We start from the raw sequence: 13,295 nt of genomic DNA, 5'->3' as shown, positions 1-13,295 counted from the left end.
TCATGGAAATCGGTCTCGGGCATTATCTGACGGTCTCGGCCATCATCTTCACGCTCGGCGTCCTCGGCATCTTCCTCAACCGGAAGAACGTCATCATCATCCTGATGTCGATCGAGATGATGCTGCTCGCCGTGAACCTGAATCTGGTGTCGTTCTCGGTCTTCCTGAACGATCTGGTCGGGCAGGTCTTCTCCATGATCATCCTGACCGTCGCCGCCGCCGAGGCGGCCATCGGTCTCGCCATCCTGGTGGTGTACTTCCGCAACCGCGGATCCATCCGGGTCGAAGACATCAATCTGATGAGGGGCTAAGGCAGCGCCATGGAAGTCCTTGTCGTATTCCTCCCGCTCCTGGCGTTCCTCGTCGCGGGTTCCATCGCCCTGTTCGGCGGGCCGAAGGCGGAGCCGGCGCACGCCGGCGGCCACGATCATCATGGGCATGACCACGGTCATGGCCACGACGCCCATGCGCATGATGCCCATGCGCACGACACGCACGCTCACGACGAGCATCACGATGACGGCCACGACGACCATCATGTCGTCGCCGGGCCGCCCACCGTGGGCGACCGCGCCGCGCAGTTCGTCACCACCGGTGCCGTCCTGCTCTCCGCGGTCCTGTCCTGGGTGCTGTTCTTCGACGTCGCCGTCGGCGGGCATCCCCGCACGATCGAGCTGATGAGCTGGATGCGCAGCGGTGGCCTGGACGTGTCGTGGGCGCTGCGCGTCGACCAGCTCACCGCGGTCATGCTGGTGGTGGTCAACACCGTGTCGTCGATGGTCCACCTCTACTCCATCGGCTACATGGCCGAGGACCCGCAGAAGCCGCGCTTCATGGGCTATCTGTCGCTGTTCACCTTCGCCATGCTCATGCTGGTGACGGCCGACAACCTCGTGCAGCTCTTCTTCGGCTGGGAAGGCGTGGGTCTCGCCTCCTACCTGCTCATCAATTTCTGGTACGAGAAGCCCTCGGCCAACAACGCGGCGATCAAGGCCTTCCTGGTCAACCGCGTCGGCGACTTCGGCTTCGTGCTTGGCATCTTCGCGATCTTCGTGCTGACGGGCTCCGTCCAGTTCGACGCGATCTTCGCCAAGGCGCCGGAGCTGGCCGGCCAGACGCTGCATTTCCTCAGCTGGAACTTCGACGCGCTGACCGTCACCTGCCTGTTGCTCTTCATCGGCGCCATGGGCAAGTCGGCCCAGCTCGGCCTGCACACCTGGCTGCCGGACGCCATGGAAGGCCCGACCCCGGTGTCGGCGCTCATCCACGCGGCCACCATGGTGACCGCCGGTGTGTTCATGGTCTGCCGCCTGTCCCCGGTCTTCGAATACGCCCCGACGGCGCTGGAGATCGTGGCCGTGGTCGGCGCCCTGACGGCCTTCGTCGCGGCGACCATCGGGTTCACCCAGTTCGACATCAAGCGCGTCATCGCCTATTCGACCATGAGCCAGCTCGGCTACATGTTCTTCGCCGCGGGCGTCTCCGCCTACGGTGCCGCGATGTTCCACCTGTTCACGCACGCCTTCTTCAAGGCCCTGCTGTTCCTTGGCGCCGGTTCGGTGATTCACGCCCTGCACCATGAGCAGGACATGCGCAACATGGGCGGCGTCTGGAGGAAGATCCCCTTCACCTACGCGGTGATGTGGATCGGCAACCTCGCGCTGGCCGGTCTGCCGTTCTTTGCCGGCTACTACTCCAAGGACATGATCCTGGAGGCGGCCTTCGCCTCGGCCAGCCCGGTCGGCAAGTTCGCCTTCGCGCTCGGCATCGCCGCCGCCCTGCTGACCGCCTTCTACTCCTGGCGTCTGCTGTTCATGACCTTCCACGGCAAGCCGCGGATGGAGAAGTCGGTCTTCGACCACGCCCATGAATCGCCGATCGTCATGCTGATCCCGCTGGCCGTCCTGGCGGTGGGCGCCCTGTTCGCCGGCTTCGGCTTCCACGAGCTGTTCATCGGCCACAGCATGGAGCATTTCTGGGGTAAGACCATCCTGGTGCTGGCGGACAACAACAGCATCGAGGCGGCCCACCACCACACCCCGGGCTGGGTCAAGCTGGCTCCGCTGGTCGTCGGCCTGATCGGCATCGCGCTCGCCTACATCATGTACATGGCGATCCCGGGCCTGCCGGAGAAGGTCGCCACCACGTTCCGTGGCGTGCATCAGTTCCTGTACAACAAGTGGTACTTCGACGAGCTGTACGACCGCCTGTTCGTGCGCACGGCCAAGTATCTGGGCTACGGCCTGTGGAAATCCGGCGACGGCGCCGTGATCGACGGTGTCGGTCCGGATGGTATCGCCGCCGCCACCCGCGACGTCGCGGCGCGCGCCAGCCGCCTCCAGTCCGGCTACGTCTATCACTACGCCTTCGCGATGGTGATCGGTGTGGTGCTGCTGGTCGCCTGGCTCTCGGTGTTCGGTTGAGCGGTTTGAAGGGGAACAAGAACAATGGCTAGCTGGCCGCTCCTGTCGTTCACGACCTTCCTGCCGCTGGCCGGTGTGGCGCTCATCCTGCTCTTCTGCAGGGGCAACACGCCGGATGTGGTTCGGAACGTCCGTTACGTCGCGCTCTGGACGACGGTCATCACCTTCGTCCTGTCGCTGTTCATCTGGTTCAACTTCGACCCGCGCAACCCGGGCTATCAGCTCGTGGAGAAGGCGGCATGGATTCCCGAGTTCGGGATCTCCTACCACATGGGTGTGGACGGCATTTCGATGCTGTTCGTCATCCTCTCGACCTTCCTGATGCCGCTCTGCATCCTCTCCTCCTGGGAGGCGGTGCAGACCCGGGTGAAGGAATACATGATCGCCTTCCTCGTGCTGGAAACCCTCATGGTGGGGATGTTCTGCGCGCTGGATTTCGTCCTCTTCTACATGTTCTTCGAGGGCGTGCTGATCCCGATGTTCCTGATCATCGGTGTCTGGGGCGGCGCGCGGCGCGTCTACGCGGCGTTCAAGTTCTTCCTCTACACGCTGCTCGGCTCGGTCCTGATGCTGCTGGCCATCCTGGCCATGTACTTCGCGGCCGGCACGACGGACATCCCGACGATCACGGCGACCCACTTCCCGCGCAACATGCAGCTCTGGCTGTGGCTGGCCTTCTTCGCGTCCTTCGCGGTGAAGGTGCCGATGTGGCCGGTGCACACCTGGCTCCCCGACGCCCACGTCGAGGCGCCGACCGCCGGGTCGGTCATCCTGGCCGGCGTGCTGCTGAAGATGGGCGGCTACGGCTTCCTGCGCTTCAACATCCCGATGCTGCCCGAGGCGACCGAGTATTTCGCCCCTATGGTCTACGCCCTGTCGATCGTCGCGGTGATCTACACCTCCCTCGTCGCCCTGGCGCAGGAGGACATGAAGAAGCTGATCGCCTACTCGTCCGTCGCCCACATGGGCTTCGTCACCATCGGCATGTTCGCGCTGAACCAGCAGGGCATCGAGGGCTCGATCTTCACGATGCTGTCGCACGGCATCGTCTCGGGCGCGCTCTTCCTCTGCGTCGGCGTGGTCTATGATCGGTTGCACACCCGCGAGATCGCCCGCTACGGCGGTCTGGTGAAGAACATGCCGAAGTACGCGGTGGTCTTCCTGTTCATGACCATGGCCTCGGTCGGCCTGCCGGGCACCTCCGGTTTCGTCGGCGAGTTCCTGGTCCTGCTCGGCGCCTTCCGCGACAACACCTGGGTCGCCTTCCTGGCCGCCACCGGCCTGATCCTGGGCCCGGCCTACGCGCTGTGGCTGTTCCGCCGCGTCGTGTACGGCAAGCTGGTCAAGGCGGACGTCCGCGCGATGTTCGACCTGAACACCCGCGAGGTTGCCATCTTCCTGCCGCTGATCGCCGTGGTGCTGTGGATGGGCGTCTACCCGAACAGCTTCCTGAACGTCACTTCGGCGTCGGTCGGGCAGCTGATCCAGACCTACCAGACCAAGCTGGCCGCCGCTCAGGGCGGGGCCGACGTCTCCGTCGCCGCGCGCTAGAGGTTCCGACATGACCGCTGTGTTTCCCGACATCTGGCCGGCCCTGCCGGAAATCTTCCTCGCCTGCGCCGGCATGGCCCTGCTGCTGATCGGCGTGTTCCGCGGCGACGGCTTCACGCGCCCCATCGGCTACATGACGATGGTGGCGCTGCTGCTGGCCGCCATATTGTCCATGGGCTACGGCACCGGCCGGGTCGTCACCTTCAACGGCCTCTTCGTGATGGACGCCTTCGGCGTGTTCATGAAGGTGTTGATCCTTGTCGCCGCCTCGCTGTCCGTTCTCCTCGCGCTCGGCTTCAACGAGCGCGAGAAGATGGCCCGGTTCGAGTTCCCGGTGCTGATGCTCTTCGCCACGCTCGGCATGTTGATGATGGTGTCGGCCAACGACCTCATCTCCCTCTATGTCGGGCTGGAGACGCAGAGCCTCGCGCTCTACGTCATCGCGGCCTTCCGCCGCGACAGCGCCAAGTCGTCGGAAGCAGGCCTGAAGTACTTCGTGCTCGGCTCGCTCTCGTCGGGCATGCTGCTGTACGGCGCCTCGATGGTCTACGGCTTCGCCGGCACGACCTCCTTCGACAAGATCGCCGCCCTGTTCGCCGGTGGCGCGCATCCGTCGGTGGGCGTCATCATCGGTCTGGTCTTCGTCGCCGCTGGCCTGGCCTTCAAGATTTCCGCCGTTCCGTTCCACATGTGGACGCCGGACGTCTACGAGGGCGCGCCGACTCCGGTCACGGCCTTCTTCGCCGCCGCCCCGAAGGTCGCCGCCATCGCGCTGTTCACCCGCCTGCTGATCGAGCCGTTCGGTCATCTGGCCCACCAGTGGCAGCAGATCATCATCGTCAGCTCGATCCTCTCGATGTCGCTCGGCGCCTTCGCGGCGATCACCCAGAGCAACATCAAGCGGCTCATGGCCTACAGCTCCATCGGACACGTCGGCTACGCTCTGGTCGGACTCGCGTCCGGCACCCAGGAGGGCGTGCGCGGCGTACTGATCTACATGGCGGTCTACGTCGTCATGAACATCGGCACCTTCGCTGTCATCCTGTGCATGAAGCAGCAGGGCCGCATGGTCGAGGAGATCAAGGACCTCGCCGGCCTGTCGCGCACCAACCCGCTGCTGGCGGGCGCGATGGCGGTGTTCATGTTCTCCATGGCGGGCATCCCGCCGATGGCCGGCTTCTTCAGCAAGCTCTACGTCTTCCTCGCCGCCATCGAGGCGCAGCTCTACACGCTGGCGGTGATCGGCGTTCTGACCAGCGTCGTGGGCGCCTACTACTACCTGCGCATCATCAAGATCATGTACTTCGATGAGCCGGTGGAGGCGTTCGACAAGATCGGTGACGACGGGATGACCGGCATCCTGATCGCCACCGGCCTGTTCACGCTGCTGTTCTTCGTGGTTCCGGCCCCGATCCTGAACTACGCGGCGGCGGCGGCGGCCTCGCTGTTCGCCGGATGACGGCAGGCAATGAAGCGGAGGCGGCGCGCTTGCGCTTGCCTCCGGGCTTCCGGGTGATGGCCTTCGACTCCGTCGGCAGCACGAACGACGAGGCGAAGGCCTTCGCGCGTTCGGGGGCTGCCGAAGGCACAATCGTCTGGGCGAAGCGGCAGGACTCCGGTCGCGGCCGTCGCGGCCGGGCCTGGACCTCGCCGGAAGGCAATCTTTACAGTTCGACCATTCTGCGTCCCTCGCGCCCGCCGGCCGAGGCGGCGCAGATTTCGTTCGTGGCGGCGCTCGCCATCGCCGACACCGCCGCCGCCGTCCTTCCCGATCCCGACGGCGTGCGCTGCAAATGGCCGAACGACGTTCTGGTGCATGGCCGCAAGCTGTCCGGCATCCTGCTCGAGTCGGAGGCTGCTGCCGGGGGAGGGGTGTCCTGGCTGGTGCTCGGCGTCGGCATCAACCTGCGGCATTTTCCCGACGGAACGGACTACGCGGCCACATCGCTGGCGGCGGAGGGCGCTCCGGCGGCGCTGCAGCCCGCGGCGCTGCTGGAAATCTATGCGGAGCAATTGGCGCGCTGGTACGGCGTCTGGGCGGAGCAAGGCTTCGGCCCGGTGCGCGCCGCTTGGCTGAAGCGGGCGCGGGGGCTGGGCGAGCCCATCGTCGTCCGTCTGCCGGACCGCACATTGACCGGCACCTTCGCCGATCTGGACAGCGACGGCGTTCTGTTGCTTGATCGGGATGACGGGGCGGGGCGCCAGCGCATCGCCGCCGGAGACGTGTTTTTCCCACCCGCGGTGGAGACCTGAGAGATGCTGCTCGCCATCGACGCCGGAAACACCAACGTGGTGTTCGCGATCTATGAGGGCGACCAACAGCGCGGCCTGTGGCGCACGGCGACCGACAAGAAGCGCACCGCCGACGAATACATGGTCTGGCTGACCCACCTGATGGCGCTGAAGGGCATGGGTCCGGCGGACATCGACAGCGCCATCATCGCCAGTGTGGTGCCCGGCGCCACCTTCAACCTGAAGCGTCTGTGCAAGGACCATTTCGGCTGCGAGCCGTTGGTGGTCGGCCAGCCGGAGGTCGATCTCGGCACCCGCGCGCTCGTGGATCGGCCGGATGAGGTCGGCGCCGACCGGCTGGTCAACACGGTCGCGGCGGCGGCCACCTACCAGACGCCGCTGATCGTCATCGACTTCGGAACCGCGACGACCTTCGACGTGGTTGACCGCGACGGCAACTACCGCGGCGGCGTCATCGCTCCCGGTCTGAACCTGTCGCTGGAGGCGCTCCAGATGGCGGCGAGCAAGCTGCCCCGCGTCGAGATCCAGCAGCCGGGCCACGTCATCGGAACCAACACCGTCGAGTGCATGCAGTCCGGCGTCTTCTGGGGTTACGTCGGCCTGATCGAAGGGCTGGTCAACCGCATCCGGGCGGAGTACGGCGAGCCGATGACGGTCGTCGCGACCGGAGGGCTGGGTGTGCTTTTCGCCAAGGCAACCCATGTAATCGAACACACCGACGGCGAACTCACGCTGCGCGGCCTCCTCCTGATCCACAAGCGCAACACGGCCCAATGACCCAACCCGACTCCGCTCCCTCCGTCCACCCGGTCGAGGGAGACGGCGACCTGTTCGCTCCCGAGGACGACGCGCTCTACTTCCTGCCGCTGGGCGGTTCGGGCGAGATCGGCATGAACCTCAACCTCTACGGCCATCGCGGCAAGTGGTTGATGGTGGATCTCGGCATCTCCTTCGCGGACGACACGATGCCGGGGTTGGACGTCATCATGCCGGACCCCGCCTTCATCGCGGAGCGCCGGCATGACCTCGTGGGCATCGTGGTGACGCACGCGCACGAGGATCACCTGGGGGCGATCCAGTATCTGTGGCCGCAGCTCCGCGTTCCCGTCTACTGCACGCCCTTCACCGCCGCCGTGCTGCGCGCCAAGCTGCACGAGCGCGGGCTGGCCGGGGTGGTGCCGGTTCACGAGGTGGCGCTGGGCAGCACCATCGAAGTCGGCCCCTTCTCCGTCGAGTATGTGACGGTTACCCATTCGATCCCCGAGCCGAACGCCCTGGCGATCCGCACCGCCGCCGGCACCGTGCTGCACACCGGCGACTGGAAGCTCGACCCCGAACCGCTGGTGGGGGAGGCGGCCGACGAGGAGCGGCTGCGCGCCATCGGCGACGAGGGCGTGCTGGCGCTGGTCGGCGACAGCACCAACGCTCTGGTACCCGGCAGTTCCGGGTCGGAAGGAAGCGTGCGCAAGACTCTGACCGAGCTGATCGGGCAGTTTCCCGACGTGCGCGTCGCGGTGAGCTGCTTCGCCACCAACGTCGCGCGGCTCGAGAGCATCGCCCACGCGGCGGCGGCGCACGGGCGCCACGTCGCGCTGGTCGGGCGGTCGATGTGGCGAATCAACGAGGCGGCCCGCTCCAACGGCTACCTCGCCGACCTGCCGGCCTTTCTGACCGAGCATGACGCCAACTACGTGCCGCGCGACAAGCTGGTGCTGGTCTGCACCGGCAGCCAGGGGGAGCCGCGCTCCGCGCTCGCCCGCATCGCATCGGACGACCATCCGCAGGTGTCGCTCCAGCGCGGCGACGTGGTGATCTTTTCCTCCCGCGAGATTCCGGGTAACGAGCGGGCTATCGGCCGCATGCAGAATTTGCTGGTCGGGCAGGGCATCCGCATCGTCACCGCCGACGAGGCGCCGGTCCATGTGTCCGGCCACCCGGCGCAGGATGAGCTGGTCCGCATGTACCAGTGGGTGCGCCCGCGCATCGCCATGCCGGTCCACGGCGAGCAGCGCCACCAGTTGGAGCACGCCAAGTTGGCCCGCGCCTGTCAGGTGCCGGAGGCGCTGGTCCCCAGTAACGGTGACCTGATCCGGCTGACGCCCGACGCGCCGCCGCGGGTGGTGGCACAGGTCCGCTCCGGCCGCATGGCGCTGGACGGCAAGCGGCTGATCCCGCTCGACACCGGGCTGATGCGGGCGCGCCACCGGATGGTCCACAACGGCGCCGCCGTCGTCACGCTGGTGATGAACGGCAAGGGCGAGTTGGTGACCGCGCCGCAGATCGCGGTGATGGGGTTGCTGGACGACTCGGCGGACCGCGACATGCTGCTCGACGTGGTGGACGCGGTGCGCGAGGCCGTCGCCGAGATGCCGAAATCGGCCCGCTCCGACGACGAGCAGGTGCGCGCCGCCGCCCGGATCGCCGTCCGCCGCTGCTTCAACGCGACGCACGGCAAGAAGCCGGTGACGGACGTGCATCTCGTCCGTGTATAAGCGTTTCCGACTTTACGCCTTTCGGGAGGACCCATGATCGGGAAGCTGAACCACGTCGCCATCGTCGTACCGGATCTGACGGCGGCGACCGCGCTCTACCGCGACACGCTGGGCGCCGCGGTGTCCCAGCCGGTGGACCTGCCGCCGCACGGCGTCACCGTCGTCTTCGTCACCCTGCCCAACACGAAGATCGAGCTGCTCCATCCCTTCGGCGAGAAGTCGCCAATCGCCGGCTTCCTGGAGAAGAACCCGTCCGGTGGCATCCACCACATCTGCTACGAGGTGGACGACATCCTGGCCGCCCGCGACCGGATGAAGGCGCAGGGCGCCCGCGTCCTGGGCGACGGCGAGCCGAAGATCGGCGCCCACGACAAGCCGGTGCTGTTCCTGCACCCCAAGGACTTCTGCGGGACCCTGGTCGAGCTTGAGCAGGCCTGAGACGAAGGGAGGCTGCGATGGGCTGGGTGACGGGCATCAGCGTCTATGTGGTCGTCTGGTGGGTGGTGCTGTTTGCGGTGCTGCCCTGGGGCGTGCGCACCCCCGCCCGGCCCGAGCCGGGCATGGCGAGCAGCGCGCCGGAGCGCCCGCGCATCCTCCTGAAATTCGCCGCCACGACGCTGGTCGCGGCGGTGGTGTGGCTGGTCATCTTCGGCATCGTGCAGTCGGACCTGATTTCCTTCCGCGAGATGGCCAAGCCGCACTGATCCCACTCCCGGATGGAGCCTTCGCGTGAGCCTGACCTATTGCGACGCGGCGCCCGGCCACGCGCATCACGGCCCCTACCACGACACCGAGTACGGGTTTCCCAGCGCCGACGACCAGGTGCTGTTCGAGCGGCTGATTCTGGAGATCAATCAGGCGGGCCTGTCCTGGCTGACCATCCTGAAGAAGCGCGAGGCCTTTCACGCCGCCTTCAACGGCTTCGACATCGACCGCGTCGCCGCCTATGGCGAGGCGGAGCGGGAACGGCTTCTCGCCGATCCCGGGATCATCCGCAACCGGCTGAAGATCGACGCCGCCATCGAGAACGCGCGGCGGATCGTGGCCCTGCGCGGGACGCACGGGTCGTTCGACGGCTGGCTGCGCGCCCACCACCCCTTGAGCAAAGCGGAGTGGGTCCGGCTGTTCAAGCGCACCTTCCGCTTCACCGGCGGCGAGATCACCGGCGAATTCCTGATGAGCCTCGGCTATCTGCCGGGCGCGCATCAGCCCCGCTGCCCGGTCTGGTCCGAGGTCGCCGCGCTCGACCCTCCCTGGATGGCCGCCGTTCAGCAGGGGTTCGCAGGATACGACGCTCATAAAACGGGCACAGCAGCGCCTATGACGTAATCAACCGCCTAGGTCTTGGGCGAAATCTGCGAATTCTTTTCTGACGACTTGGTTTAGTCCAAATTCCGTCTTGTCATCGGGTGGTGCCGGGTTCAATGTACTTTGTGTGACGAGAGGGGTTCTTCCCTCTTTTCCGACGCCTGGTGGCGATTCCTCCCTAAACCTCGGGCCGCGCCGCGATCGCCGCGCGGTCCTTTTTTCGTCCTGGTCGGCTCACGATCTCCGCGCCGAGGTTCGTTCGTAGGTGGACGGAGCGTTGTGCTTCGGTACAGAATGAATTAACCCTTTATCGGCTATAGCTGATCCACTGTGCAGGAAGCGGGCAAGCGTCCGTTCCGACTTTCGATTCAAGCGCGTCGGCATTCGCAGCCGGGCTTGCGACCGTCAGCGGGGAGAACGATGTCGAGGCGCCGATGACCGCGGGTGACAATGAGAAATTCGAGCAGTTCGCGGCCATTCTGACCACCGAACTTCTCGACCGCACTCGCAAAAGTCTTGAACTGCTGACCCCCGAAGAGCAGCCGGCGGCCAAGCTCCCCTTTGCGCTGACCCCGTCCTTTCAGGAAATCTACGCCGAACTGGTGCGCGTCGGGATCTTCCCGGTGCTGCTCAGCCGCCGTCCGGTGCGGGCCATCGTCGGCGATGTGGATTGGCCGCGGGACGGGCGCGACTATCTGCTGACCGTGCTCGACGACCGCTCGAACGCCGTCTTCACCGCCTGGGATTACGCCTGGGACGCGCTGTGGGACGAGCGGAAGGTGGGGGCGGACAGCGGCGGGTCGGCGCCGGCCAAGAAGAAGGGCTTTTTCGCCTCGCTGTTCGGGCGGAAGGCGGACAAGCCGGAAAGGAAGACCGGCGAGCAGGGCGCGGAAGGCGATGTCATGGCCGGCCTCTACACCATGCTGAACGAGCAGGCGGAGCGTCGCGGCTACCTGCCGCTGTTCCATGACGACATCAAGGTGTTGAAGGGGCTGATTCGCGTCAAGCCGGCGCGCATCTTCCAGGCCTGGAAGGAGATCAATCAATACCATCACCAGGAATTCTACCTGTCGGGCCAGGATCAGGCCAAGCCGGGGGTGACCTCGGACTGCCTTCAGAAATGGCACTACAACCTGCCGGACCGGATCGGCGAATTCCTGGTGCTGAAGGCGGCTGTCGACATGGAGTTCGTGAACAAGCCCTTCCTCGGCAAGTACATCCGGCAGTCGGCCCGCACCCAGGAGGAGGCCGAGAAGGGCATGCCCTATCTCGCTACCTACTGGAAGTCCATGAAGCAATCCGCCGCCGCCCAAGGCTGAGGTCCGCCATGATCCGCCGCTCCGTTCCCCTTCTCGTCGCTTTTCTGGCGCTTTCCACTGGGGCGGCCGCGCAGCCGGTCGACCTGTCCGCTTGCCGGTTCCTCACGGCCCATCGTCCTGCGGCGGGGGTGGAGTACACGCCGGGCGTTGACGTGAATGGCAAGGCGGTGGCTCCCGCCGACCTGCCGGGCTCGGCGGGGGCTGCGCCGCCGCTGGAGCGGTTCGACATCCCGGTGACCATCGACTTTGCCCGCCGCATGGGCTTCCCGGTGCCACAGGGTGGGGCGGCGCCGGGCGTCGAGGTTGGCTATCTGACTTGGTACGCCAACCGGCTCTTCTTCAACGGCCAGCCCATCGGCGCACCGAGCGAGGCGGAGGTCTACGCCTATTGCCGCACCGTCCGATAGGCCGGTTCACCCCCGGATGCACGCCGTGACGATGGACAAGCGCGCGGTGGCTTCCTAAAGTCCCTGTCCCTGTTGCGGCCCGGCGTACCGCCGGACGAATCCCCTCGAAACCGAGAGCAGAGCCATGCGGCTGTCCACCTTCTTCCTGCCGACCCTCAAGGAGACCCCGACCGAGGCGCAGATCGTCTCGCACCGCCTGATGCTGCGGGCCGGGATGATCCGCCAGACCAGCGCCGGCATCTACGCCTGGCTGCCGCTGGGCCACCGGGTCCTGAAGAAGATCGAGCAGATCGTCCGCGAGGAGCAGGACGCCGCCGGCGCCCAGGAACTGCTGATGCCGACCATCCAGTCGGCGGAGCTGTGGAAGGAAAGCGGACGCTACGACGATTACGGCAAGGAGATGCTGCGCATCACCGACCGCCACGACCGCGAGATGCTGTTCGGCCCGACGAACGAGGAGATGATCACCGACATCTTCCGTGCCTTCGTGAAGAGCTACCGTCAGCTTCCGCTGAACCTCTACCACATCCAGTGGAAGTTCCGGGACGAGATCCGCCCCCGTTTCGGGGTGATGCGCGGGCGCGAGTTCCTGATGAAGGACGCCTACAGCTTCGACATCGACCCGGTCAGCGCCCGGCGCTCGTACCAGAAGATGTTCCTGGCCTATCTGCGCACCTTCGCCCGCATGGGGCTGAAGGCCATCCCGATGCGCGCCGACACCGGCCCCATCGGCGGCGACCTGAGCCACGAGTTCATCATCCTGGCCGAGACCGGTGAGAGCGGCGTCTTCTGCCACAAGGATTGGCTGACCCTGGACGTGCTGCAGAACGCGCCGGGCTTCGACGAGGACCTGCAGCCCTTCTTCGACACCTACACCTCGATCTACGCGGCGACCGACGAGAAGCACGAGCCGGGCAACTGCCCGGTCGCGGAGTCGGATCTGGTGTCCGCGCGCGGCATCGAGGTCGGCCACATCTTCAACTTCGGAACCAAGTACTCGAAGCCGATGAACGCCGTCGTCGCCGGTCCGGGCGGCGAGCCGGTTCCGGTGGAGATGGGCTCCTACGGCATCGGCGTGTCGCGCCTGATGGGCGCCATCATCGAGGCCAGCCACGACGACAACGGCATCATCTGGCCGGACGCCGTGGCGCCCTTCAACGTCGGGCTCGTCAACCTGAAGGTCGGCGACGCCGAGACCGACCGCGTCTGCCAGGAGCTGTACTACAAGCTCCGCGCCAACGGGCTGGACGTGCTGTACGACGACCGCGACGAGCGTCCGGGCGTGAAGTTCGCCGACATGGACCTGATCGGCCTGCCGTGGCAACTTGTCGTCGGGCCGCGCGGCCTGAAGAACGGCGTGGTCGAGCTGAAGCGCCGCGCCACCGGCGAGAAGCAGGAGCTGTCGGTGGAGAGCGCGCTGGAGAAGCTCTCGGCGTAACACCGTGGGGCGGGGGAGCGGGCGCCTTGGAAGGTCGCCCTTTTCCTGCCACGGTTAAGCACTTATGTTGCGGGGCGGCGGACTGGTTGCGGTCCGCCGCCTTT

At 66.2% G+C, this 13,295-nt stretch carries 13 protein-coding genes; all 13 read left to right on the top strand.

The features are described from left to right. The first annotated feature begins 2 nt into the window (after positions 1 to 2). The 13 genes from nuoK (at position 3) to proS (ending at position 13,191) form a co-directional block, all read left to right on the top strand. Entirely contained in the window at positions 3 to 311 is a 309-nt protein-coding gene (nuoK, locus tag Q4I23_RS01640) for an NADH-quinone oxidoreductase subunit NuoK (RefSeq protein ID WP_014240130.1), read from the top strand. 9 nt (positions 312 to 320) lie between these two features. Next, on the top strand, positions 321 to 2,423 hold the full coding sequence (gene nuoL / locus Q4I23_RS01635) for an NADH-quinone oxidoreductase subunit L (RefSeq protein WP_498525092.1): 2,103 nt from the start codon (positions 321 to 323) through the stop codon (positions 2,421 to 2,423). A 24-nt stretch (positions 2,424 to 2,447) separates the two neighbouring features. Continuing rightward, positions 2,448 to 3,974: an NADH-quinone oxidoreductase subunit M gene (locus Q4I23_RS01630; protein WP_353859098.1), complete on the top strand. Its 1,527-nt coding sequence runs from the start codon at positions 2,448 to 2,450 to the stop codon at positions 3,972 to 3,974. Between the two features lie 10 nt (positions 3,975 to 3,984). Continuing rightward, complete coding sequence (gene nuoN / locus Q4I23_RS01625; protein ID WP_454018168.1) at positions 3,985 to 5,433, top strand: NADH-quinone oxidoreductase subunit NuoN; 1,449 nt, start codon at positions 3,985 to 3,987, stop codon at positions 5,431 to 5,433. Next, positions 5,430 to 6,227 (top strand): biotin--[acetyl-CoA-carboxylase] ligase, encoded by a 798-nt coding sequence (locus Q4I23_RS01620; RefSeq protein WP_498525091.1) that lies wholly within the window; start codon positions 5,430 to 5,432, stop codon positions 6,225 to 6,227. The genes nuoN and Q4I23_RS01620 overlap by 4 nt, the downstream gene beginning before the upstream one ends. A gap of 3 nt (positions 6,228 to 6,230) precedes the next feature. Beyond that, the gene (locus Q4I23_RS01615; protein WP_454018170.1) at positions 6,231 to 7,004 is read left to right on the top strand and encodes a type III pantothenate kinase; all 774 of its coding nucleotides are present in this window, start codon (positions 6,231 to 6,233) and stop codon (positions 7,002 to 7,004) included. Further along, positions 7,001 to 8,719, top strand: a complete 1,719-nt coding sequence (locus Q4I23_RS01610) for a ribonuclease J (protein ID WP_498525090.1) — start codon at positions 7,001 to 7,003, stop codon at positions 8,717 to 8,719. Before Q4I23_RS01615 ends, Q4I23_RS01610 begins: the two co-directional genes overlap by 4 nt. Before the next feature lie 33 nt (positions 8,720 to 8,752). Then, positions 8,753 to 9,157, top strand: a complete 405-nt coding sequence (mce, locus tag Q4I23_RS01605) for a methylmalonyl-CoA epimerase (protein ID WP_094306013.1) — start codon at positions 8,753 to 8,755, stop codon at positions 9,155 to 9,157. Between the two features lie 17 nt (positions 9,158 to 9,174). Further along, entirely contained in the window at positions 9,175 to 9,423 is a 249-nt protein-coding gene (locus tag Q4I23_RS01600; protein ID WP_454018172.1) for a DUF1467 family protein, read from the top strand. 25 nt (positions 9,424 to 9,448) lie between these two features. Then, positions 9,449 to 10,048 (top strand): DNA-3-methyladenine glycosylase I, encoded by a 600-nt coding sequence (locus Q4I23_RS01595; RefSeq protein WP_498525089.1) that lies wholly within the window; start codon positions 9,449 to 9,451, stop codon positions 10,046 to 10,048. A 413-nt stretch (positions 10,049 to 10,461) separates the two neighbouring features. Beyond that, positions 10,462 to 11,346, top strand: a complete 885-nt coding sequence (locus Q4I23_RS01590; RefSeq protein ID WP_498525088.1) for a hypothetical protein — start codon at positions 10,462 to 10,464, stop codon at positions 11,344 to 11,346. Positions 11,347 to 11,354: 8 nt separating this feature from the next. Beyond that, positions 11,355 to 11,753, top strand: a complete 399-nt coding sequence (locus Q4I23_RS01585; RefSeq protein ID WP_498525087.1) for a hypothetical protein — start codon at positions 11,355 to 11,357, stop codon at positions 11,751 to 11,753. A 124-nt stretch (positions 11,754 to 11,877) separates the two neighbouring features. Further along, positions 11,878 to 13,191 carry a proline--tRNA ligase gene (gene proS, locus Q4I23_RS01580; RefSeq protein WP_454018176.1) on the top strand — a complete coding sequence of 438 codons (1,314 nt, stop codon included), beginning with the start codon at positions 11,878 to 11,880 and terminating at the stop codon, positions 13,189 to 13,191. The last annotated feature ends 104 nt before the right edge of the window (positions 13,192 to 13,295 follow it).

Source organism: Azospirillum sp. UFLA03-27 (assembly GCF_059803775.1).
The sequence above is the reverse complement of the archived record's forward strand: the minus strand, read 5'-3'. Positions and strand labels throughout refer to the sequence as shown.

Bases quoted from the DNA above. Each gene is read 5' to 3' on its own strand.
- nuoK (WP_014240130.1), top strand. From the start codon at position 3: ATGGAAATCGGTCTCGGGCATTATCTGACGGTCTCGGCCATCATCTTC.
- nuoL (WP_498525092.1), top strand. From the start codon at position 321: ATGGAAGTCCTTGTCGTATTCCTCCCGCTCCTGGCGTTCCTCGTCGCG.
- Q4I23_RS01630 (WP_353859098.1), top strand. From the start codon at position 2,448: ATGGCTAGCTGGCCGCTCCTGTCGTTCACGACCTTCCTGCCGCTGGCC.
- nuoN (WP_454018168.1), top strand. From the start codon at position 3,985: ATGACCGCTGTGTTTCCCGACATCTGGCCGGCCCTGCCGGAAATCTTC.
- Q4I23_RS01620 (WP_498525091.1), top strand. From the start codon at position 5,430: ATGACGGCAGGCAATGAAGCGGAGGCGGCGCGCTTGCGCTTGCCTCCG.
- Q4I23_RS01615 (WP_454018170.1), top strand. From the start codon at position 6,231: ATGCTGCTCGCCATCGACGCCGGAAACACCAACGTGGTGTTCGCGATC.
- Q4I23_RS01610 (WP_498525090.1), top strand. From the start codon at position 7,001: ATGACCCAACCCGACTCCGCTCCCTCCGTCCACCCGGTCGAGGGAGAC.
- mce (WP_094306013.1), top strand. From the start codon at position 8,753: ATGATCGGGAAGCTGAACCACGTCGCCATCGTCGTACCGGATCTGACG.
- Q4I23_RS01600 (WP_454018172.1), top strand. From the start codon at position 9,175: ATGGGCTGGGTGACGGGCATCAGCGTCTATGTGGTCGTCTGGTGGGTG.
- Q4I23_RS01590 (WP_498525088.1), top strand. From the start codon at position 10,462: ATGACCGCGGGTGACAATGAGAAATTCGAGCAGTTCGCGGCCATTCTG.
- Q4I23_RS01585 (WP_498525087.1), top strand. From the start codon at position 11,355: ATGATCCGCCGCTCCGTTCCCCTTCTCGTCGCTTTTCTGGCGCTTTCC.
- proS (WP_454018176.1), top strand. From the start codon at position 11,878: ATGCGGCTGTCCACCTTCTTCCTGCCGACCCTCAAGGAGACCCCGACC.